Below are 21383 nucleotides of genomic sequence, written 5' to 3'. Positions count from 1 at the left end.
GGTTGATAACTAAAAAACCAAGACACGTCATGAGCTACCAAAACATCCTCTTCACCATCGAGCAGGGCATCGCCACCCTGACCCTGAACCGCCCCGACAAGCTCAACAGTTTTACGCAAGCCATGCACGAGGAGGTGCGTGACGCGATAGCGAAAGTGAACGCCGACAGTGCCGTGCGCGTGTTCGTGCTGACGGGCGCGGGCCGCGGCTTTTGCGCGGGCCAGGATTTGTCCGACCGCGCCGTGGAACCCGGCTCGAAGGGCGTGGACCTGGGCGAGTCGGTGGAAAAGAACTATGCGCCGCTGGTGCTGGCCTTGAAGGCCTTGCCGATGCCCGTGATTTGCGCCGTCAACGGCGTGGCCGCCGGCGCGGGCGCCAACCTGGCGCTGGCCTGCGACATCGTTATCGCCGGCAAGTCGGCCAGTTTCGTGGAAGTGTTCTGCAAACTGGGCCTGATCCCGGACACGGGCGGCACCTTCTTCCTGCCGCGCCTGATCGGTTCGGCGCGCGCCATGGGCCTGGCCATGCTGGGCGAAAAACTGACGGCGGAAAAAGCGGAAGACTGGGGCTTGATCTGGAAATGCGTGGACGACGCCCAGTTGGCGGAAGAAACGCGCAAGCTGGCCGTGCACTTTTCCACGGCGCCGACCAAGGGCCTGGCCTATACCAAGCAGGCGCTGGCCGCCAGCGGCGCCAATACCCTGCCGCAGCAGCTGGCGCTGGAAGCGCGCATGATGAGCGAACTCGGTAACAGCGACGATTACCGCGAAGGCGTGGCCGCCTTCATGGAAAAGCGCGCACCGCAATTCAAGGGACATTGATATGACCGCATTGGCAAACAACAGTATCGTCGCCGTCATCGGCAGCGGCGCCATGGGCGCCGGTATCGCACAGGTGGCGGCGGCTGCCGGTTACCGGGTAAAACTGTACGACACGCGCGCGGAAGCTGTGAGCAAGGCATTGCTCGATATTGGCAAGATGTACGCAAAGCTGGCGGAAAAGGGCCGCATGACGGTGGACGAAGCGGCCGCCGCCACGGCGCGCCTGCAGGCTGCCGGCAGCCTGGCCGACGTTGCAGATGCCGCGCTGGTGGTGGAAGCCATCGTGGAAAACCTCGACGTCAAGCGCGGCCTGTTCGCCGAACTGGAAGCTGTGGTCAGCGACGACTGCATCCTGGCGACGAACACCTCGTCGATTTCCGTGACGGCCATCGCCGCCAAGCTGCGCCGCCCGGAACGCCTGGTCGGCATGCACTTCTTCAACCCGGTTCCCTTGATGGCGCTGGTGGAAGTGATCAGTGGCCTGGCTACCAGCGAGCAAGTCGCCGCCACCGTGTATGACACGTCGATTGCCTGGGGCAAGAATCCCGTGCATGCGAAATCGACGCCCGGCTTCATCGTCAACCGTGTCGCGCGTCCGTTTTACGCGGAAGGCTGGCGCCTGTTGAACGAACAGGCGGGCGATGCCGCCACCATCGACGCCGTGCTGCGCGAAGCAGGCGGTTTCCGCATGGGCCCCTTCGAGCTCATGGACCTGATTGGCCACGACGTGAATTTCTCCGTCACGCAATCCGTGTTCGGCGCCTATTTCAACGACCCGCGCTTCACGCCGTCCGTGCTGCAGCAGGAAATGGTCAACGCCGGTTTCCTGGGTCGCAAATCGGGCCGTGGCTTTTACCAGTATCACGAAGGCGCGCCTGCCCCCGTGGCGAAGGAGGAAAGCGCGCAACCGAAGCCGGAATTTGTTGCCCTGTCGGCGGCCATCGGCGGCGATGGCCGTGGCCACAGCGGCGTCATTCGCAGCCTGGTGCAGCGCCTGGAGCAGGCGGGCATCAACGTGAGCCGCCGCGTGATGCAGGAAGGCCAGACACACGACGAGGCGCCCGCCCTGCATTGCCATGGCGCCGCGATTTATCTGACCGATGGGCGCAGCGCTACCCAGCGCGCGCACGATAACCAGCATCCGGACACGGTGCTGTTCGACCTGGCGCTCGATTACGCCGGGGCAAAACGCATCGCCGTGGCGCGTGCCGACCAGTGCAGCGATGCCGCCTATGTGGCCGTCGTCGGCCTGTTCCAGGCGGCCGGTTTCATCGTCACGCGCCTGGACGACGTGCCTGGCCTGGCCGTCATGCGCACGGTCGCCATGCTGGCCAACGAGGCAGCCGATGCTGTCAACCAGGGCGTGTGCACGGTGGCTGCCGCCGATATCGCCATGCAGAAGGGCGTCAACTATCCGCGCGGACCGCTGGCCTGGGCCGATGCGGTGGGCATTCAACACATCGTGACCGTGCTGCACCACCTGGCGCATGGCTATGGCGAAGACCGCTACCGTGTTTCGCCGCTGCTGCGCCGCAAACTTGCCACTGGAGCGACGTTTCATGCCGAATGAAGATCACAACATGACTGCACAAGCATTGGCCGAAGCAGCCGCCGCTTCCATGCTGTCGCGCGACAACGCCACGGCTGCCATGGGCATCGCCCTGGCCGAGGTGGGCCCCGGCCATGCGCGCATGACGATGACGGTGCGCGCCGACATGCTCAACGGACACCAGACCTGCCACGGCGGTTTCATCTTCGCCCTGGCCGACAGTGCCTTCGCGTTTGCCTGCAATAGCTACAACATGAACACGGTCGGCGCCGGCTGCACCATCGATTACCTGGCGCCGGGCCGCGAGGGCGACGTGCTGACGGCGCACGCCGTCGAACAGGCGCTGGCCGGCAAGAGCGGCGTCTACGACGTCAAGGTCAGCAACCAGGAAGGGCGCGCCATCGCGCTTTTCCGCGGCAAGTCGATCCGCGTGGCCGGTGAAGTCATTAGCGGGTGAAGTGACAAGAGCAGCTTTGAACTGCCGCAGCTGATTTGAAAAGTTAAAGAACCAATTAGGAGACAATGATGGTCCAACGCTATCCCGCCCCGAATGACCTGGAGCCGATCGAACGCGCCAGCAAGGATGAACTGCAGGCGCTGCAGCTCGAACGCATGAAATGGACGCTCAAGCACGCGTATGACAACGTGCCCCATTACCGTGCCGCTTTTGACGCAGCGGGCGTGCATCCGGACGACCTGAAGTCGCTGTCCGACTTGTCGAAATTCCCGTTCACCGATAAAAAAGTCTTGCGCGATAATTATCCGTTTGGCCTGTTTGCCGTGCCGCGCGAGCAAGTGGTGCGCATCCACGCGTCCAGCGGCACCACGGGAAAGGCCACGGTGGTCGGCTACACGCAGAACGATATCGATACCTGGGCCAATGTGGTGGCGCGTTCGATCCGCGCCGGCGGCGGTCGCGCGGGCGACATGGTGCATATCTCCTACGGCTATGGCCTGTTCACGGGCGGCCTGGGCGCGCATTACGGCGCCGAGCGCCTGGGCTGCACCGTCATTCCGATGTCCGGCGGGCAGACGGAAAAGCAGGTGCAACTGATCCAGGATTTCAAGCCGTCTATCATCATGGTCACGCCATCGTACATGCTCAACATCATCGAGGAATTCACGCGCCAGGGCCTCGACCCGGCCGAATCGTCGCTGAAGGTGGGCATCTTCGGCGCCGAGCCGTGGACGGACGCCATGCGTTCGGAAATCGAGGCGCGCGCCGGCATCGACGCCGTCGATATCTATGGCCTGTCCGAAGTGATGGGCCCTGGCGTGGCGTCCGAATGCATCGAGAGCAAGGACGGTCCCGTCATCTGGGAAGATCATTTTTACCCGGAAATCATCGACCCCGAAACGGGCGAAGTGCTGCCGGACGGCGCAGAGGGCGAGCTGGTGTTTACCTCGCTGTCGAAAGAAGCGCTGCCCATCATCCGCTACCGCACGCGCGACCTGACCCGCTTGTTGCCACCGACCTCGCGCTCGATGCGCCGCATCGGCAAGATCACGGGCCGTTCGGACGACATGCTGATCATCCGCGGCGTAAACGTCTTCCCCACGCAGATCGAAGAGCTGATCCTCAAAATGCCGAAGCTGGCGCCGCAATACCAGCTGGTGGTCACGCGCGACGGCCATCTCGACAAGCTCGAAGTGGTGGCCGAGCTGCGCCTCGACCTGACGTCCACCATCTCGGCCAGTGAAACGGACGCCCTGGCGCGCGAGCTGGAACACCGCATCAAGACGCACGTGGGCGTGAGCACGCGCGTGCGCCTGGTGGCCGCTGCCGGCATCGAACGCACCCTGACGGGCAAGGCCCGCCGCGTGGTTGACCAGCGCCCGAAGATTTTCTCCTGATAGCCCGAACAAGGAAGCCAATATGAACGAAGCCTTTATCTGTGACGCCGTACGCACTCCCTTTGGCCGCTATGGCGGCGCGCTGGCCAGCGTGCGCGCGGACGACCTGGGCGCGCTGCCGATTGCCGCGCTGATCGCCCGCAACCCGTCCGTCGACTGGTCCGCCATCGACGACGTGTTCTACGGCTGCGCCAACCAGGCGGGCGAAGACAACCGCAACGTGGGCCGCATGGCCGCGTTGCTGGCCGGCTTGCCGGCCGACGTGCCCGCCAATACCATCAACCGCCTGTGCGGTTCCAGTCTGGACGCCGTGGGTATGGCTGCCCGCTCCATCAAGGCGGGCGAGGCGGAACTGATCATCGCCGGCGGCGTGGAAAGCATGACGCGCGCGCCTTTCGTGATGGGCAAGGCCGACAGCGCCTTCTCGCGCGCGGCGAAAATCGAAGATACGACCCTGGGCTGGCGCTTCGTCAACGGCAAGATGAAAACGCAGTACGGCATCGATACCATGCCGGAAACGGCGGAAAACGTGGCCGTGGAATTTGGCATCAGTCGCGCCGATCAGGATGGTCTGGCCTTGCGCAGCCAGCAGCGCTGGGCCGCCGCCCATGCGGCCGGCGTCTTCGAGCGTGAAATCGTGCCTGTCGCCGTGCCGCAGAAAAAAGGCGAACCGAAGATGGTGACGATGGACGAACATCCACGTCCGGATACCTCCATCGAGATGCTGGCGAAACTCAAGGGCGTCGTGAAAGTGGATGGCAGCGTCACGGCCGGCAATGCCTCGGGCTTGAACGATGGCGCCTGCGCCATCCTGCTGGCGTCGGCCGCCGCTGTCGATAAATACAAATTGACGCCGCGCGCAAAAGTGCTGGGCATGGCCACGGCCGGTCTGGCGCCGCGCATCATGGGTTTTGGCCCGTCGCCCGCCTCGCGCAAGGTGCTGGCGCAGACAGGATTGACCATCGAGCAGATGGATGTGATCGAACTCAATGAAGCGTTTGCCGCGCAAGCCCTGGCCGTGACGCGCGACCTGGGCCTGGCGGACGATGCGGCCCACGTGAATCCGAATGGCGGCGCGATTGCCATCGGCCATCCGCTGGGCGCATCGGGTGCGCGTCTGGTGATGGCAGCCCTGAACCAGCTGGAACGCACAGGCGGGCGCTATGCGCTGTGCACCATGTGCATCGGCGTGGGGCAGGGGATTGCTGTAGTGATTGAACGCGTATAAAAAGTAAAAACTAAAAAGGCGCAGGCTTGTAAAAATAGCGCCAACCATACATTGACCGTAGTGCCAACCTGGTGGAGACCATAATGATTGCCAATATCTTCAAGAAAACCCTGATCGCCGGCGTGCTGGCCATGTCCGCCGCGGGCGCGTATGCGGCCGATAACATCAAGATCGGTTCCGTGCTGTCCGTCACGGGACCGGCCGCCTTCCTGGGCGACCCTGAACTGAAAACCCTGCAGCTGTATATCGAGAAGATCAACGCGGCCGGCGGCGTCCTGGGGCGCAAGCTGGAGCTGGTGCATTACGACGATGGCAGCGATGCGGCCAAGGCCAACGGCTTTACCAAGCGTCTGATCGAGTCGGACAAGGTCGACGTGCTGATTGGCGGCACCACCACCGGCGCGACGATGGCGATGGCGCCGCTGGTGGAGCGCGCCAGCATGCCGTTCATCTCGCTGGCGGGCGCCGTGGTCATCATCGACCCGGTCAAGAAATGGGTGTTCAAGACGCCGCATACGGATCGCATGGCGGCCGAGAAGGTGTTTGAGGACATGAAGAAGCGCGGCATCAGCAAGGTGGGCCTGCTGTCGGAAACGAGCGGCTTTGGCGCTTCGGGCCGCAAGGAGTCGCAGGTCGTCGCCTCGAAATATGGCATCACGCTGGTGGCCGATGAAACCTACGGCCCGAAAGACACGGACATCACGGCGCAGCTCACGCGCATCAAGAATACTGCCGGCGTGCAGGCCGTCTTCGTCTTCGGCCTGGGCCAGGGCCCGGCGGTCGTGACTAAGAACTACGGCCAGCTGGGCATGGCCGCGTTGCCGCTGTACCAGTCGCATGGCGTGGCGTCCGATGAATATCTCAAATTGTCGGGCAAGGCCGCCGAAGGCGTGCGCCTGCCAACGCCGGCCCTGCTGATTGGCGCCATGCTGCCGGACAGCGACGCGCAAAAGGCTATCGTCGTCGGCTACGACAAGACGTATAAAGACCGCTACAAGATCGACCCATCGACCTTCGGCGGCTATGCGCTCGACGCCCTGAACCTTTCGGTGGACGCCATCAAGCGCGCCGGCGGCACAGACCGCGAAAAAGTGCGGGCGGCACTGGAAACGACCAAGGGTTTTGTCGGCACGACCGGCGTCTTCAACATGTCGGCGAAAGACCACATGGGCCTGGACCTGTCGGCTTTCCGCATGGTCGAAGTGAAGAACGGCGAATGGCAATTGTCGAAGTGATGTTCGCAATAAGGTAAGCCAGAAGTACCTGCGCGGGCCGCCCTCGAAGGTGGCCCGCGCATAGCCGAACATAATGGAGACACCATGGAAGTCGCTCAATTTCTACAATTTCTGTATTCCGGGATGACGGTCGGTTCCGCCTATGCGCTGGCGGCGCTGGGCTTTACCATCATCTACAACACCAGCGGCGTGATCAACTTCGCCCAGGGCGAATTCATCATGCTGGGCGGGATGCTGGCTGCCGTGATGTCCGCCGCCGGCGTGCCGCTGCCGCTGGCCATTATCCTGGCCGTCATCGCCACCGGTATCGTTGGCCTGCTGATGGAAAAAACCGTGATCGAGCCAGCGCAGAACGCGCAGGTCATCACCCTCCTGATCATCACCATCGGCGCCTCGCTGGTGCTGCGCGGCCTGGTGCAAATCTGGCTGGGCAAGGATACCCACTCGCTGCCGGCCTTTTCCGGCGACGCGCCGATCGAATTTTTGGGCGCCAGCCTGCTGCCGCAAAGCCTTTGGGTGCTGGGCGTGACCGTCGTCATCGTGCTGATCCTGGGCTGGTTCTTCGGTCGCACCCTGATGGGCAAGGCCATGCTGGCCACTTCGCACAACAAGCTGGCCGCGCAACTGGTGGGCATCAACACGCGCAAGGTATTGCTGTTCTCGTTCGGCCTGTCGGCCTTGCTGGGCGCGGCGGGCGGCATCCTTGTTGCGCCGATCACGTATACCTCGTATGACGCGGGCATCATGCTGGGCCTGAAAGGCTTTGTCGCCGCCGTATTGGGTGGTCTGGGCGGCGGCGCGGGCGCGATTGCCGGTGGCCTGATCCTGGGCATCGCCGAAGCCATGACGGCCGGCTACATCTCGTCGGCTTATAAGGATGCCGTGCCCTTCGTGCTGATTTTATTGATCCTGTTCTTCCTGCCGCAAGGCTTGTTTGGCGCTAAAAATTCGGAGCGTGTATGAAGAATTTCTTGACCCGCTCGCGCCACGGTGGCTTGCTGGTGCTGGCCCTGGTGCTGGCCATCCTGCCGCTGTTCCTCAGCAATGCGTTCTACTATGACGTGGCGATCCGCATTGCCCTGAACGCCATCGTCGTCATCGGCCTGAACCTCCTGATGGGCTATACGGGCCAGATCAGCCTGGGACACGCGGGCTTCTACGGCCTGGGCGCGTATGCGTCGGCCGTGCTGACCACGCACTATGCCTGGCCGCCGCTGGCGGCGCTGGCCGCCGGCGCCGTCGCTACCGGGCTGCTGGCGCTGTTGCTGGCCCGTCCTGTATTGAAACTCAAGGGCCATACCCTGGCCATGGCAACCCTGGGACTGGGCATCATCATTTCCATCGTCATCAACAACGAGACGCAGTGGACGGGCGGCCCGGACGGCATCGGCGTCTCCGCCTTCAGTGTCGCCGGCCTCGAAATCACCGGTGAAAAATCGTGGTACATCCTGTGCGCCGTGCTGCTGTTGCTGGTCACGTGGCTGGCCCTGAACCTGATCGATTCGCCCGTCGGGCGCGCGCTGCAGGCAATCCACGGCTCGGAAGTGGCGGCCCGCGTGGTCGGCGTCGACACGACCCGCTTCAAGGTGCGCGTGTTCGTGCTGTCGGCCGTCATTGCCAGTATCGCGGGCAGCATCAGCGCCCACTACATCGGCTTTATTACCCCCAACCTGGCCGGCTTTTTCCACTCGATCGAGCTGGTGACGATGGTCGTGGTGGGCGGCATGGCGTCGATCTTCGGTTCCATCATCGGTGCGGCCCTGCTGACGATCCTGCCGCAACTGCTGTCCAGTTTCGAAGGCTGGGAAACGGTGGTCTTCGGCGTGATCCTGATGGCCACCATGATTTTCATGCCCAAGGGTCTGGTACCCAGCCTGGCCAGCCGTTCGCGCAAGCGGGCCGCCACGCCCAAGGCGCCCGTCAAATCCGCGCAGGAGGTGTGAGATGCTGACGATTAACAATCTGAGCAAGAGCTTTGGCGGCGTGCATGCGGTGCAGGACGTGAGCTTTACCGTCAAGGAAGGCAATATCCATTCCGTGATCGGGCCGAATGGCGCCGGCAAGACGACGCTGTTCAACCTGATCACGGGCGTGTACACGCCGAGCAAGGGCGAGATTTTGCTCAATGGCGAGAACGTGGCCGCCATGTCGCCCGATGCGTTGGCGCGGCGCGGCATGAGCCGCACCTTTCAGAATCTGCAAGTGTGCATGAACATGACGGCCATCGATAACGTGATGGTGGGCGCGCATTTGCGCCTGAACCAGAACCTGTTCGCCTCCATGCTGCGCCTCCCCTCCGTGCGCCGTGCCGATGCCGCTTGCCGCGACGAGGCGGCGGGTCTGATGGAGTTTGTCGGCGTGGGCCGGCATATCGATGACGAGGCGGGACAGATGTCGTATGGCGCCTTGAAGCGCCTGGAAATCGCCCGCGCGCTGGCGGCCAAGCCGAAAGTGCTGCTGCTCGATGAACCGGCGGCTGGCCTGAACCATACGGAGACGGGCGAGATCGAAGCCTTGATACGCAAGGTTGCGCAATCGGGCGTGACGGTGGTGCTGGTCGAGCATGACATGAAACTGGTGATGAATCTGTCGGACCATATCCTGGTGCTCGACTATGGCAAGAAGCTTGCCGAAGGGACTGCCGCCGAAGTGCGCGCGAACCCCGACGTGGTGGCGGCATATCTGGGAGTGGCTGCATGATGCTGGAAAAACCTCAAACTCCGCTGGTGCTCGATATCGCCGGCTTGACCAGCCATTACGGCCGCATTCAGGCCCTGCACGGCATCGACTTGCAGGTGCGCCAGGGCCAGCTGGTGGCGCTGGTGGGCGCGAATGGCGCCGGCAAGACGACCCTGTTGCGGGCGATTTCCGGCGTGCAGCCGATCAGCGCCGGCAGCATCGCCTTCGCCGGTCAGGACGTCAGCCGCATGAGCGCCGACAGGCGCGTACGTGCCGGTATCTGCCAGGTGCCGGAAGGACGGCAAGTGTTCGGCCCCATGACGGTGGAAGACAATCTGCGCCTGGGCGCCTTTACGCGCCCGGCACAGGACGTGGCGGGCGACATGGAACGCATGTACGGCCTGTTCCCGATTTTGAAGGAAAAGCGGCTGCTGCTGGCCGGGACCTTGTCGGGCGGACAGCAGCAGATGCTGGCCATGGCGCGCGCGCTGATGGGACGCCCGCAATTGCTGCTGCTCGACGAACCGAGCATGGGCCTGGCGCCGCTCTTGATCGCGGAAATCTTCCGCATCGTGGCCGAACTGCGCGACCAGGGCATCACCATCTTCCTCGTCGAGCAGAACGCGCACGCCGCCCTGTCGATCGCCGATGTGGGCTATGTGATCGAGACGGGCGCCATCACGCTGTCCGGTCCCGGTCCTGAATTGCTGCATAACGAGCAGGTACAAAGCGCCTATCTGGGCATGTAAAAATCCGGGGTCAGACCCGTCGGGTCTGACCCCAGCTCTACGCTGCGTTTAGAAATAGCTTGCGCGACATGTGTATTGGAGAGTGAGTATGGTCAAAGTCTACGAAATCAACGGCGTCACCCCCGTCGTCCACCCCAGCGCTTATGTGCATCCATCGGCCGTGCTGATTGGCGACGTGATCGTCGGTCCGCGCTGCTACATCGGCCCGCTGGCCTCGATCCGCGGTGACTTCGGCCGATTGATCCTGGAAGAGGGCGCCAATCTGCAGGATACCTGCGTCATGCACGGTTTTCCCGGCTGCGACACGGTGGTCGAGAGCGACGGCCATATCGGCCATGGCGCCGTGCTGCATGGCTGCCGCATCGGTCGCAATGCGCTTGTCGGCATGAATGCGGTGGTGATGGACAACGCCATCATCGGCGAGGAATCCATCGTCGCGGCCATGAGTTTTGTGAAGGCGGGCATGATCGTCGCGCCCCGCAGCATGGTGGTGGGCACGCCCGCCAAGGTGATACGGGCGCTCACCGACGATGAAATCAAATGGAAAAGTTCGGGCACGGGCCAGTACCACGAACTGGCCGTGCGCTCCATGCAGACGATGCGCGAAGTGGAAGCCCTGACGGAAGTCGAGGCCGGCCGCCAGCGCCTGAATTTCGAATCCGCCTTGCCGCTGCATTTGCACAAGAACGCAGCAGCGCAATAAACAATATGGGCGTAGGTCGGATTAGCGGGGCAGCGCCCCGCGTAATCCGACACCACACCAACGTCACCAACACCCTCGTTTTACGGAGAAACCACATGGCTCACATATCCACCCTGCAAAGCCTGATCGCCGGCCGCTGGCTGGGCGAAAGCGCCGCCGTGCCCCTGCACAGCGCCTTGAACAACCGCGTCATCTATCACACGCATGCGGAAAAGATCGATTTCGACGAAGCCGTCACGTATGCCCGCAAGACGGGCGTGCCGGGCCTGATGGCGCTGGACTTCCAGCAGCGCGCCGCGCGCCTGAAGGCGCTGGCCCTGTACCTGGTCGAGCGCAAGGAAGAGCTGTATGCGATCTCTCACCTGTCGGGCGCCACGCGCGCCGATAGCTGGGTCGACATCGAAGGCGGCACGGGCACCCTGTTCGCCTACGCCAGCATGGGCAGCAACGAGCTGCCGTCATCGAACGTGCTGCATGAAGGCCCGGCCATCGCGCTGGGCAAGAAGGGCGGCTTCGCCGGCACGCATATCCTGGTGCCGCGCGGCGGCCTGGCCGTGCACATCAACGCCTTCAACTTCCCCATCTGGGGCTTGCTGGAAAAATTCGCGCCCAGCTTCCTGGCGGCCATGCCCTGCATCGCCAAGCCGGCCACGGCGACGAGCTACCTGACGCAGGCCGTCGTGCGCATGATGCATGAATCGGGCTTGCTGCCGGCCGGCAGCCTGCAACTGGTGATCGGCTCCACGGGCGATTTGCTGGACCGCCTGAATGGCCAGGACTTCGTCACCTTTACGGGATCGGCCGCCACAGCAGCCAAGCTGCGTACGAATCCGAACCTGATCGCCCAGTCCGTACCCTTCAACGGTGAAGCCGATTCGCTCAACTGCGCCATCCTGGCGCCGGACGTCACGCCAGACGACGTGGAATTCGACCTGTTCGTCAAGGAAGTCGTGCGCGAGATGACGGGCAAGTCGGGCCAGAAGTGCACGGCGATTCGCCGCATCATCGTACCCGAGCACCTGATGGACGCCGTCGGCACGCGCCTGCGCGAACGCCTGGCCAAGGTGGTGGTGGGCGACCCGTCCATCGAAGGCGTGCGCATGGGCGCGCTGGCCTCGAAAGAGCAGCAGAAGGACGTGGCCGAGCGGGTCGCCACCCTGTCGCAAGGTAACGAAGTGGTGTTCGGCGCGGCTGACGGTTTCAATCCCCTGGGCGATGGCGCCCTTGACGGCAGCTTCTTCTCGCCGACCTTGCTGCTGTGCCGCGACGCCTTCGGCAACGACGCCGTGCATGACGTGGAAGCATTCGGCCCCGTCAGCACCATGATGGGCTACAACGATATCGATGAAGCGCTGGCCCTGGCCGCGCGCGGCAAGGGCAGTCTGGTGAGCACCCTGGTGACGCGCGATCCGAAGATCGCGGCGCGCGTTGTGCCGCAAGTGGCGGCCACGCATGGCCGTGTGCACGTGCTTGAGCGCGTGGCCTCCGTCGATTCGACCGGTCATGGCTCGCCCTTGCCGCAACTGAAGCACGGCGGCCCTGGCCGCGCGGGCGGCGGCGAGGAACTGGGTGGCGTGCGCGCCGTGCGCCACTACCTGCAACGGGCGGCTGTGCAAGGTTCACCGACCATGCTGGCGGCGATCACCGGCGAATACGTGCGCGGCGCGGACGTCAATGAAAGCCCGATCCACCCGTTCCGCAAGCACTTCGAAGACTTGAAGACGGGCGACTCGCTGCTAACGCACCGCCGCACCGTCAGCGAAGCGGACATCGTTGCCTTTGGCGGCATCTCGGGCGACTTCTTCTACATGCACTTCGACGAAATCGCGGCCAAGGAATCGCAGTTCGGCAAGCGCATCGCCCATGGCTACTTCGTGCTGTCGGCTGCTGCCGGCCTGTTCGTCTCGCCAGGCGTCGGCCCCGTGCTGGCCAACTATGGCCTGGATAATCTGCGCTTCGTCGCCCCCGTCGCCATCGGCGACACCATCCGCGCCCGCCTGACCTGCAAGCGCAAGGTCGACCGCAACCGCAAGGACGTCTTTGGCGTGGGCCAGGGCGTGGTCGCGTGGGACGTGCAGGTGACCAACCAGAACGAGGAATTGGTGGCCAGCTACGACATTCTGACCCTGGTGTCGAAGCGCGAGTAAGCGTTTCTGCAGCACGGCATCGGCCAGCGCCACCCGCGATCTTTGCGCGGGTGGCGCTTTTTTTATCCAAATTCTTTTTGTCTTGAATTATCCATAAGTATATGAAAAATATAGCGAAAGTGTGGTTTTGCACCGCGTGCTATTTAGATAAATCCCTCTAGAACGCGTGCTTTTTTCGTGAAAAGCGGCGAATTCGCTCATTGCCTCAAGAAAACTTTCCAACGTAAAACCTTTTCTCTGTAGCATGGTTTTACTCACTGGTCACGCCGCCATGCACGCCCCAGGCGATGGCGGCGCGAAAAAACGGACCCGGCCTTTTACGGCCGGTGAGCCGTCGACCTCGAGTCCACTCCACGATAAATGTTCACCGCTACGGGTATTTGATTACTATGAATAAACACGTCCTGATTTTCCTGTTGGCCATGCCCCTGGCCATCAGCCACGCCTACGCCGACGAGGCCACTGGTCCCGCGGTCAAGATCAGCGGTTACGGCAGTGCAGCCCTGACCATGGCCGATACCGATAACGCGCAGTTCGCGCGCCCGAACCAGGCTGCCGGCGCCGGCCGCACTGCCCGCACCGGTGTCGATTCCAACCTGGGCCTGCAAGCCAATGTCACCGTCAATCCCTGGTTGTCGGCCACCGTGCAGGGTCTGGCGCGCAAGGATGGCGAGGATGATTTTGGTGCCGAACTGGCGTGGGCCTTCGCCAAGGCCAAGGTGTCGGACAGCTTCAGTGTGCGCGTTGGTCGTATGGGTCTGCCCGTCTTCATGATTTCCGATTACCGTAACGTGGGCTATACCAACACCATGCTGCGCCCGCCGGGCGAAATGTATTCGCAGGTGCCCCTGAACAGTATCGACGGCATCGACGGCACCTACCAGTTCAGCGCGGGCGACACCAGCATCACTACGCAGCTGGCGCTGGGCCGCACCAAGGCCACCCTGGCCACGGGGCCCGATTCCACCGTGCAGGTGGAAGGCAAGTCCATCGTCGCCCTCAACGTAGTGGCCGAACATGGCCCCGTTACTGTGCGTTTCGGCCGCGCCGAGACCAAGCTGACGATCAACGATTCACCCAGTCTGAATACCTTGATGGGCAGCTTGCGCGCAGCCGGCAGCGGCTACCGGATCACCCAGCTTGGCGCGCTGGCCGATGCGCTGGAAGTCAAGGACAAGAAAGCGTCCTTCACGTCCTTGGGCCTGGGCCTGGACTGGAACAATGTGCTGGTGCAGTCCGAATATGCGAAGCGCAAGACGGACAGCTATGTCAGCGACAGCACTTCGTGGTACGTGATGGGTGGCTACCGCATCGGCGCCTTCCTGCCGTACTACAGCCACGCCAGCCTGAAGGCCGATGGCCGCGTGAACAACACCGTGCCCGCATCCTGCCCTGCCGGCTATCCGGCCGCTTGCACGCCGACCCTGCGCGCCCTGTCGGCCGGCGTCGATACCCTGGCCACCATGCGCAACCAGCTGGAGCAATCGACGGACAGCATCGGCGTGCGCTGGGACTTCCACCGTTCGGCCGCCCTGAAAGTGCAGATCGACCGCATCAAGCCTAAGAATGGCCCGGGCCTGTTCGTGCAAGCCAAGCCAGGCTTCCATGGTCCCGTCACGGTGGCAGCAGCCGCCATCGATTTTGTTTTCTAAGGAGCGCCGCATGAAACCCTACATTTTTGCGGCTGCCTTGCTGGCCTTGTCGACCGCTGTTCCTGCGATGGCCGAAGTGGTCGTGGTGGTCAATCCCAAAAGCGCCGCCGGCGCGATGACGAACGAACAGGTGGCGCAATTTTTCCTCGGAAAATCGACGGCCATGACGCCGATCGACCAGCCGGAAAGCGCCCCCGTGCGCGCCGAGTTCTACAAGAAGGTGACGGACAAGGAGCCATCACAAGCCAAGGCCCTGTGGTCCAAGCTGGTCTTCACGGGCAAGGCGACCTTGCCGAAGGAAGTGGCCAATAGCGCCGACGTGAAGAAGGCCGTGGCCGCCGATCCGAAAGCCATTGGCTATATCGAAAAGAGTGCCGTCGACGGCAGCGTCAAAGTGGTGCTGACGGCGCCATAAAGCCGGTTCGGGCCGCGCGCCATGCGGCGGCCCGATAATTCATCAATATCAGGAGACAGCAATGAGCATCAAACGCAAGATATGGGCGCTGCCTGTCGTCTCGGCCGTGATTTTCGGGCTGGGGCTGGCCGTCAGTGCCTACCTGTCTACGGCCGCGCTCAATTCCATTCACGCCACCGAAAGCGCCGACTATCCCGTGCTCGACATGGCCAAGTCGCTGACCCTGGACGTGGCCGCCGTCGGCGATGCCCTGCGCGATGCCGTCAGCGAGGGTGACAAAGAGCGTATCGGGCAAGTCGGCGGCCAGGCCGTCAAGCTGCGCGCCAAGCTGGATGCCTTTGCGGCGATCCCCGGCCAGCGCGAGCAGGGTCAGCGCCTGGCCAAGGAATTCGATGCCTACTATGCGCCGGCGCTGAGCGCGGCGCGCATCATGCTGGAAATGGAAGAGGGCGACCCGCAAGCGACCGTGGCGAGCATGCAGGGCGCGCTGACCGTGCTCAATACCGACCTGGCGAAGACCAACGAACTGGCGCAATTGCAGTTCAAGCAGGGCATCGAGCGCAGCGCGGCCAATGTGCGCAATGCGCTCAATACCAGCATCGTCGTGGCGCTGGCCGTCATCGTCTGCCTGGTGGCCGTATCGCACTTCGTCGTGCGCGCCATCTGGCAGCAACTGGGCGGAGAACCCGAATATGCGCGCCAGATCGCGCGCGCCGTGGCCGACGGCGACCTCTCGATGGAGATCACCACCGAGGCGGGCGACCAGGCCAGTTTGCTGGCGGCGCTGAAGGAGATGCGCGGCCGCCTGGCCGGGATGGTGTCTGGCATCAAGGCATCGGCCGAAACCATCCAGGTGGCCAGCGCGGAAATCGCGCAAGGCAATGCGGACCTGGCCGCGCGTACGGAGTCGCAGGCGGGCAGCCTGGATCAGACGGCGCGCAGCATGGACAGCCTCACAAGTACCGTGCGCGATAACGCCGCCAATGCAGGGCAGGCGCATGAACTGGTCGTGTCGGCATCCGTGGTGGCGGTCAAAGGCGGGCAGGTAGTCAGCCAGGTGGTTACCACCATGGGTGAGATCAATGATTCGTCCAGGCGCATCGTCGACATCATCGGCGTCATAGACGGCATCGCTTTCCAGACAAATATCCTGGCATTGAATGCGGCAGTGGAAGCGGCACGCGCGGGCGAGCAGGGGCGCGGCTTTGCCGTGGTGGCGTCCGAAGTGCGCAACCTGGCGCAGCGCAGCGCCGGCGCCGCCCGCGAAATCAAGCAATTGATCGGCGATTCGGTGGCCAAGGTCAACGTGGGTTCGAAGCTGGTCGACGAGGCGGGGCTGACCATGGGCCAGATCGTTGATTCGGTGAAGAAAGTGGCCGACATCATGGCCGAGATCAGCGCGGCCAGCCAGGCGCAGAGCGCCGGCATCGGCGACATCGGCGTGGCCATCGGCAGCATGGACCAGATGACCCAGCAAAACTCCGCGCTGGTGGAAGAGGCGTCGGCGGCGGCCGAATCGCTTCAGGAACAGGCCGTGCAACTGGGCACGGCGCTGGCCGTCTTCAAGCTGGCGCAGGACGGCGTGCCGGCGATTGCCACCGCACCGGCGACACGGCGGCTGGCATTGGCGAGGGAGGTTTAAGCCTGCAGCCCGAACGGATCGTCGATGCTGTGCGCCGGCCGCGTGAACCAGCGCGGGCCGTTTTCCGTCATGTAAAAATGGTCTTCGTGGCGGATGCCGAATTCGCCGGGGATGCAGATCATCGGCTCGTTCGAGAAACACATGCCTACGTCGAGCGGTGTCGTGTCATTGCCCACCAGGTAAGGCCACTCGTGGATATCGAGGCCGATGCCGTGGCCCGTGCGGTGCGGCAGGCCGGGTAGCTTGTAGCCGGGGCCGAAGCCGTCCGCTTCCAGAGACACGCGCGCGGCGCGGTCCACGTCGCCGCAGGGCACGCCCAGCTGCGCGGCGGCGAATGCGGCGGCCTGTGCGGCCTTTTCGCTGTTCCACACGCTGCGCTGGCGTGCGCTGATCGTACCAAACACATAGGTGCGCGTGATGTCGGAGATATAGTTCATCACCTGGCAACCCGTATCAATCAGCACCGTGTCGCCTGCCTTCAAGGTCTGAACGTAATTGACGCCATGCGGATACGCGGTCGCCTCCCCGAACAGCACGATGCAGAAATACGAGCGGGGCGCACCTACCTTGCGGTGCGCGCGCTGGATAAATTCTTCCACTTGCACCGTGGTGATGCCTTCGTACAGCATGCTGGCCGTGGCCACGTGCACGGCCAGGGTCATGTCCATCACGCGCTGCATCAGGGCGATTTCTGCCTGTGACTTGCGGCTGCGACAATACGCCGTGACGGCGCGCGCGTTTTCCAGCGCATAGCCCGGGGCCAGCGGCCGGATGCCGTCGTAGATAAAGAAGGCGGCGCTTTCGCAGATGCCCACGCGCGGTGGCTGGTGCGCGTCCTGTACCACGCCCATGCGCGCCAGCACGTCGACGAACAGCTGGTATGGGCTTTCATGCTCTTCCCAGCAATTGACACGGCCCTCGATGAGCATGAAGCCTTGCAAGGTGCTTTCCTCGAAGGCAGGGGCGATGTATTCGATGTCGCCGCTGGCGGGCAGGATGGCGCCCACCATGCGTTCGCTGGCATACCATTTGGTCCCCGTAAAATAGGTGAGGTTGGCGCCCGCGTTCAGGTAGATCGCGGCGATGCCCTTTTCGCGCATGAAGGCTTGCGCCTTGGCGATGCGTTGCGCGTGTTCGTCCTTGCCGATGGCGACCATGCCGCCCGTCATGTCCGACAACGATGCCAATGCCTGTTCGATGGAAGTGCCACCTATGCTCATGCCTGCTCCTTTGTTCGATGCGTGATACGGAAAGGACGCATGATATCAGTTTGCGCCTTTCGGCTTGAGTCCCGGCGCTGCCTTTTCTGGATTGTCGAAAATCGTCGCGCAATGAAAAACGCCCCGCGGCAGCGATGCGGCGGGGCGCTGGCGAGACGGAACCCGTCTATTTTTCCAGCTGCGTACGCACGCGGGCGATCGCGGCGCGTACCTGGCGTGGCGCGGTGCCGCCCACATGGTCGCGCGCGGCAACGGAGCCTTCCAGGGTCAGCACGGCAAACACGTCTTCGCCCGTCAACGGGGAAAACGCGCGCAGCTGCTCGAGCGACAGGTCGGCCAGGTCGCAACCGGCGTCGACGCAGGCGCGCACGGCCAGGGCCACCGCTTCATGGGCGTCGCGGAACGGCAAGCCCTTCTTGACCAGGTAGTCGGCCAGGTCGGTCGCCGTGGCATAACCCTGCAGGGCTGCCGCGCGCATCGCTTCCGGCTTCACCCTGATGCCGCCGGCCATGTCGGCGAAGATGCGCAAGGTGTCGATGACGGTGTCGACGGTGTCGAACAGCGGTTCCTTGTCTTCCTGGTTGTCCTTGTTATAGGCCAGAGGCTGGCCTTTCATCAGGGTCAAGAGGCCAATCAGGTGGCCATACACGCGGCCGGTCTTGCCACGCGCCAGTTCCGGCACGTCCGGGTTTTTCTTTTGCGGCATGATCGACGAGCCGGTGCAGAAGCGGTCAGCGATGTCGATGAAGCCGATGCGTGGGCTCATCCAGATCACCAGTTCTTCGGCCATGCGCGACACGTGCATCATCAGCACGGCGGAGGCGGCGCAAAATTCGATGGCGAAATCGCGGTCCGAGACGGCGTCGAGCGAGTTGTGGCACACGTCGTCAAAGCCCAGCGTTTTTGCCACGCGCAGGCGGTCGATGGGGAAGGTGGTGCCGGCCAGGGCGGCGGCGCCCAGCGGCAGGCGGTTGACGCGCTTGCGGCAGTCCGCCATGCGCTCGGCATCGCGGCCGAACATTTCGACATACGCCAGCATGTGATGCCCGAAGGTGATCGGCTGGGCCACCTGCATGTGGGTAAAGCCGGGCATGATGGTGTCGGCATGCTGCTCGGCCAGGTCCGTCAGCGCGCTGCGCAACGTCGCCAACAGGGCGGTGATGTCGTCGATGGCGGAGCGCACATACAGGCGGATGTCGGTCGCCACCTGGTCGTTGCGCGAACGGCCCGTGTGTAAACGCTTGCCAGCATCGCCTACCAGCTCGGTCAGGCGTTTTTCGATATTCAGATGGACATCTTCCAGGTCCAGCAGCCATTCGAACTGGCCGGCGGCGATTTCCTGCGAGATTTGCGCCATGCCGCGCTGGATTTCCGCGTAGTCGGCCGGGCTGATGATGGCTTGCGCATGCAGCATTTCCGCATGGGCCAGCGAACCTTCGATGTCGAACAGCGCCAGGCGCTTGTCAAAAAATACAGAAGCTGTGTAGCGCTTGACGAGGTCCGAGACCGGTTCGGAAAACCGGGCCGACCAGGCTTCGCCCTTTTTGGAGAATTGATCAGTCATGAAAGAAGTCCTTTAGTGTAAGGCGATTATAAACAAGGTTGGCCGGCGGTAGGGCTTTTAGGGGCTTGGAGGGCGCTGAAATGGCCAGGAATGGGGCTGGCAAGCATCAAATGGCAGGCGCAGGCGGGCTTGCGCGTTCCATCCGGGTTTTTTGTATTCTGTCCCGCGAATCGTGCGTTTGGTCGCAATCCGATGGTAGTTCAGGGGCGATCAGCCTACAGTTCAATCATCGCAGGACAAACAGCAACGTCCCTCAACCTCAAGGAAAATATCATGAACATCGCTAAAAACATGGAAGCCATCTTCGTCGCCATCATCGCCATCGCCGCTGCCACCAGCCTGGCCACTGCCGCCGTGCCGAAGTTCCGCGCCGCGCCGGCACCCATCCTTGCCAGTGCCGATCAAGCCACCATGCACACCGTGTACGTCAGCGCCAAGCGTTTGAGCGCGGAAGAAAAAGCGGCGCTGTAAGCGCGGCGCAATGCCAGATTTGTCGGCCTGCCATCGGCATGGGCCAATCGCGCACTCCGTTTTACTGCCAGTGCATCAGGCAGGGGGGAATCAGCAGCAGCAGCGCCAGCACCAGGTAAATCAGCTGCAGCGGGATCATCCACTTGGCCCAGGTAATCCAGGGCACGCGCGCCAGCGCCAGCACGCCGACGGTGATGCCGGAAGTGGGGATCATCGGCGTGGTGAATTCGCCGAACTGGAAAGCCAGGATGGCGGTCTGGCGCGTCACGCCCACCAGGTCGGCTAGCGGCGCCATGATCGGCATGGTGAGGGCCGCCTGGCCGCTGCCGGAATGGATGAAGAAGTTGATCACCGACTGCATGAAGAACATCTTTTGCGCGGCGAAGACGGGACTCGACGATGCCACCAGGGGCGTCAATGCGTGCAGCATGGTGTCGATGATCTGCGCGTCGCGCGCCAGGATCATGGTGCCGCGCGCCAGCGCGATGACCAGCGCCACGCTGACCATGTCGCGCGCGCCCTGCACGAAAGACGCCACCAGACTGTCCATGTCGAGCCGGCCGACCAGGCCGACGACGATGGCCATCACCAGGAACAGGGCGGCGATTTCATCGATGAACCAGTCGTACTTGACGACGCCGACGACCATCGTCAGCAGGGTCGCCATGAAAATCCACAGCACGGCGCGGTGCGTGCGCGTCATGCCGGCAAAGCTGTCCAGATCCATCGAGTGTTCACTGCGCTTTTCGATGTCGAGCAGATAGGTCGGGCTTTTTTCCGGATGGCGCTTGATGCGCGCCGCGTACCACATTAAAAACACGATGCTGACCGCCGTGGCGATGGCCCACACGATCAGGCGGTAGCCGATGCCGGAAAAAATCGGTACGCCGGCGATGCCCTGCGCGATGCCGACGTTGAATGGGTTCAAAAAGGCGGCGGAAAAGCCCACCTGCGAGCCGATGAAGGGAATCGACACCCCCGTGATGGTGTCATAGCCCAGCGCCAGCGCCAGCGGCACGAAGATCAGGATGAAGGGAATCGCCTCCTCGTTCATGCCGAAAGTGGCGCCACCGAGCGAGAACATGGTGAAGAATACAGGGATGATGGCGGCGCGCACGAAGCGCGAACTGGTATGCGCCTTGGCGATGGCCTTGATCAGGGAATCGAAGGCTTCCGTTTTTTGCAGTACGGCGAAGGCGCCGCCGACGATCAGCACGAAGCCGATGATCAGGCTGGCGTCGACGAAGCCCTTGATGGGCGCCATCATCAGGGCGGCAAGTCCCTGCGGCTTGTTGTCGACATAGTGAAACGTGCCGGGGATGATCAGCTGCTTGCCGTTCACCAGTTGCGTGTCGAATTTCCCGCCTGGCACCAGCCACGTCGCCAGCGCGATCATGGCCAGGATGCCGCACAGCAGGACGAAGGTGTTGGGGAGCTTGAATTTTCTCATGGCG

At 63.1% G+C, this 21383-nt stretch carries 19 protein-coding genes; 16 read left to right on the top strand and 3 right to left on the bottom strand.

What is annotated here, in order from left to right:
• Nucleotides 1-29: 29 nt before the first annotated feature.
• The 15 genes from paaG (at nt 30) to ACQ4WS_RS21555 (ending at nt 16674) form a co-directional block, all read left to right on the top strand.
• Nucleotides 30-821, top strand: a complete 792-nt coding sequence (paaG, locus tag ACQ4WS_RS21625; protein ID WP_436479072.1) for a 2-(1,2-epoxy-1,2-dihydrophenyl)acetyl-CoA isomerase PaaG — start codon at nt 30-32, stop codon at nt 819-821.
• Between the two features lies 1 nt (nt 822).
• The gene (gene paaH / locus ACQ4WS_RS21620; RefSeq protein WP_436479071.1) at nt 823-2391 is read left to right on the top strand and encodes a 3-hydroxyacyl-CoA dehydrogenase PaaH; all 1569 of its coding nucleotides are present in this window, start codon (nt 823-825) and stop codon (nt 2389-2391) included.
• A gap of 10 nt (nt 2392-2401) precedes the next feature.
• Complete coding sequence (paaI, locus tag ACQ4WS_RS21615; protein WP_436479070.1) at nt 2402-2827, top strand: hydroxyphenylacetyl-CoA thioesterase PaaI; 426 nt, start codon at nt 2402-2404, stop codon at nt 2825-2827.
• Nucleotides 2828-2895: 68 nt separating this feature from the next.
• Nucleotides 2896-4224: a phenylacetate--CoA ligase PaaK gene (gene paaK, locus ACQ4WS_RS21610; protein WP_436479081.1), complete on the top strand. Its 1329-nt coding sequence runs from the start codon at nt 2896-2898 to the stop codon at nt 4222-4224.
• Nucleotides 4225-4246: 22 nt separating this feature from the next.
• Nucleotides 4247-5452: a 3-oxoadipyl-CoA thiolase gene (pcaF, locus tag ACQ4WS_RS21605; protein WP_436479069.1), complete on the top strand. Its 1206-nt coding sequence runs from the start codon at nt 4247-4249 to the stop codon at nt 5450-5452.
• 83 nt (nt 5453-5535) lie between these two features.
• Nucleotides 5536-6687 (top strand): ABC transporter substrate-binding protein, encoded by a 1152-nt coding sequence (locus ACQ4WS_RS21600; protein WP_436479068.1) that lies wholly within the window; start codon nt 5536-5538, stop codon nt 6685-6687.
• 84 nt (nt 6688-6771) lie between these two features.
• A complete protein-coding gene (locus ACQ4WS_RS21595) occupies nt 6772-7650 on the top strand; it encodes a branched-chain amino acid ABC transporter permease (RefSeq protein ID WP_436479067.1) in 879 nt (292 codons plus the stop codon).
• A complete protein-coding gene (locus ACQ4WS_RS21590) occupies nt 7647-8630 on the top strand; it encodes a branched-chain amino acid ABC transporter permease (protein ID WP_436479066.1) in 984 nt (327 codons plus the stop codon). The genes ACQ4WS_RS21595 and ACQ4WS_RS21590 overlap by 4 nt, the downstream gene beginning before the upstream one ends.
• 1 nt (nt 8631) lies before the next feature.
• Complete coding sequence (locus ACQ4WS_RS21585) at nt 8632-9387, top strand: ABC transporter ATP-binding protein (protein ID WP_278317074.1); 756 nt, start codon at nt 8632-8634, stop codon at nt 9385-9387.
• Nucleotides 9384-10115, top strand: coding sequence for an ABC transporter ATP-binding protein (locus tag ACQ4WS_RS21580; RefSeq protein WP_353659931.1), 732 nt, complete (start codon nt 9384-9386; stop codon nt 10113-10115). Before ACQ4WS_RS21585 ends, ACQ4WS_RS21580 begins: the two co-directional genes overlap by 4 nt.
• An 88-nt stretch (nt 10116-10203) precedes the next feature.
• Nucleotides 10204-10818 (top strand): phenylacetic acid degradation protein PaaY, encoded by a 615-nt coding sequence (gene paaY, locus ACQ4WS_RS21575; protein ID WP_436479065.1) that lies wholly within the window; start codon nt 10204-10206, stop codon nt 10816-10818.
• A gap of 95 nt (nt 10819-10913) precedes the next feature.
• Nucleotides 10914-12965, top strand: a complete 2052-nt coding sequence (gene paaZ / locus ACQ4WS_RS21570) for a phenylacetic acid degradation bifunctional protein PaaZ (protein ID WP_436479064.1) — start codon at nt 10914-10916, stop codon at nt 12963-12965.
• Nucleotides 12966-13354: 389 nt separating this feature from the next.
• Nucleotides 13355-14617 (top strand): hypothetical protein, encoded by a 1263-nt coding sequence (locus tag ACQ4WS_RS21565; RefSeq protein ID WP_436479063.1) that lies wholly within the window; start codon nt 13355-13357, stop codon nt 14615-14617.
• Nucleotides 14618-14627: 10 nt separating this feature from the next.
• Nucleotides 14628-15032 carry a type 2 periplasmic-binding domain-containing protein gene (locus tag ACQ4WS_RS21560; protein WP_436479062.1) on the top strand — a complete coding sequence of 135 codons (405 nt, stop codon included), beginning with the start codon at nt 14628-14630 and terminating at the stop codon, nt 15030-15032.
• 61 nt (nt 15033-15093) lie between these two features.
• Nucleotides 15094-16674: a methyl-accepting chemotaxis protein gene (locus ACQ4WS_RS21555; protein WP_436479061.1), complete on the top strand. Its 1581-nt coding sequence runs from the start codon at nt 15094-15096 to the stop codon at nt 16672-16674.
• Here ACQ4WS_RS21555 and ACQ4WS_RS21550 read toward each other — a convergent pair.
• Nucleotides 16671-17894, bottom strand: a complete 1224-nt coding sequence (locus tag ACQ4WS_RS21550) for a M24 family metallopeptidase (RefSeq protein WP_436479060.1) — start codon at nt 17892-17894, stop codon at nt 16671-16673. The two genes, ACQ4WS_RS21555 and ACQ4WS_RS21550, sit on opposite strands and share 4 nt — an antisense overlap.
• 166 nt (nt 17895-18060) lie before the next feature.
• Nucleotides 18061-19458 (bottom strand): argininosuccinate lyase, encoded by a 1398-nt coding sequence (gene argH, locus ACQ4WS_RS21545; protein ID WP_436479059.1) that lies wholly within the window; start codon nt 19456-19458, stop codon nt 18061-18063.
• Nucleotides 19459-19731: 273 nt separating this feature from the next.
• Between argH and ACQ4WS_RS21540 the strand changes: the two genes are divergently transcribed.
• Nucleotides 19732-19929, top strand: coding sequence for a hypothetical protein (locus ACQ4WS_RS21540; protein ID WP_131685576.1), 198 nt, complete (start codon nt 19732-19734; stop codon nt 19927-19929).
• 61 nt (nt 19930-19990) lie between these two features.
• Here the strand turns inward: ACQ4WS_RS21540 and ACQ4WS_RS21535 are convergent, their stop codons facing one another.
• Entirely contained in the window at nt 19991-21379 is a 1389-nt protein-coding gene (locus tag ACQ4WS_RS21535; RefSeq protein WP_101482831.1) for a YfcC family protein, read from the bottom strand.
• Nucleotides 21380-21383: the final 4 nt, after the last annotated feature.

The organism is Janthinobacterium leeuwenhoeki (assembly GCF_051380795.1).
In the GTDB taxonomy this organism is placed as follows: Bacteria; Pseudomonadota; Gammaproteobacteria; order Burkholderiales; family Burkholderiaceae_D; genus Janthinobacterium.
The sequence above is the reverse complement of the archived record's forward strand: the minus strand, read 5'-3'. Positions and strand labels throughout refer to the sequence as shown.

Excerpts from the sequence above, each read along its gene's own strand:
- argH (WP_436479059.1), bottom strand. The coding sequence starts at position 19,458 with ATGACTGATCAATTCTCCAAAAAGGGCGAAGCCTGGTCGGCCCGGTTT.
- ACQ4WS_RS21585 (WP_278317074.1), top strand. The coding sequence starts at position 8,632 with ATGCTGACGATTAACAATCTGAGCAAGAGCTTTGGCGGCGTGCATGCG.
- ACQ4WS_RS21550 (WP_436479060.1), bottom strand. The coding sequence starts at position 17,894 with ATGAGCATAGGTGGCACTTCCATCGAACAGGCATTGGCATCGTTGTCG.
- ACQ4WS_RS21560 (WP_436479062.1), top strand. The coding sequence starts at position 14,628 with ATGAAACCCTACATTTTTGCGGCTGCCTTGCTGGCCTTGTCGACCGCT.
- paaG (WP_436479072.1), top strand. The coding sequence starts at position 30 with ATGAGCTACCAAAACATCCTCTTCACCATCGAGCAGGGCATCGCCACC.
- ACQ4WS_RS21535 (WP_101482831.1), bottom strand. The coding sequence starts at position 21,379 with ATGAGAAAATTCAAGCTCCCCAACACCTTCGTCCTGCTGTGCGGCATC.
- ACQ4WS_RS21555 (WP_436479061.1), top strand. The coding sequence starts at position 15,094 with ATGAGCATCAAACGCAAGATATGGGCGCTGCCTGTCGTCTCGGCCGTG.
- ACQ4WS_RS21590 (WP_436479066.1), top strand. The coding sequence starts at position 7,647 with ATGAAGAATTTCTTGACCCGCTCGCGCCACGGTGGCTTGCTGGTGCTG.
- paaY (WP_436479065.1), top strand. The coding sequence starts at position 10,204 with ATGGTCAAAGTCTACGAAATCAACGGCGTCACCCCCGTCGTCCACCCC.
- ACQ4WS_RS21600 (WP_436479068.1), top strand. The coding sequence starts at position 5,536 with ATGATTGCCAATATCTTCAAGAAAACCCTGATCGCCGGCGTGCTGGCC.
- paaI (WP_436479070.1), top strand. The coding sequence starts at position 2,402 with ATGACTGCACAAGCATTGGCCGAAGCAGCCGCCGCTTCCATGCTGTCG.
- ACQ4WS_RS21595 (WP_436479067.1), top strand. The coding sequence starts at position 6,772 with ATGGAAGTCGCTCAATTTCTACAATTTCTGTATTCCGGGATGACGGTC.
- ACQ4WS_RS21565 (WP_436479063.1), top strand. The coding sequence starts at position 13,355 with ATGAATAAACACGTCCTGATTTTCCTGTTGGCCATGCCCCTGGCCATC.
- paaK (WP_436479081.1), top strand. The coding sequence starts at position 2,896 with ATGGTCCAACGCTATCCCGCCCCGAATGACCTGGAGCCGATCGAACGC.
- pcaF (WP_436479069.1), top strand. The coding sequence starts at position 4,247 with ATGAACGAAGCCTTTATCTGTGACGCCGTACGCACTCCCTTTGGCCGC.
- paaH (WP_436479071.1), top strand. The coding sequence starts at position 823 with ATGACCGCATTGGCAAACAACAGTATCGTCGCCGTCATCGGCAGCGGC.
- ACQ4WS_RS21540 (WP_131685576.1), top strand. The coding sequence starts at position 19,732 with ATGAACATCGCTAAAAACATGGAAGCCATCTTCGTCGCCATCATCGCC.
- ACQ4WS_RS21580 (WP_353659931.1), top strand. The coding sequence starts at position 9,384 with ATGATGCTGGAAAAACCTCAAACTCCGCTGGTGCTCGATATCGCCGGC.
- paaZ (WP_436479064.1), top strand. The coding sequence starts at position 10,914 with ATGGCTCACATATCCACCCTGCAAAGCCTGATCGCCGGCCGCTGGCTG.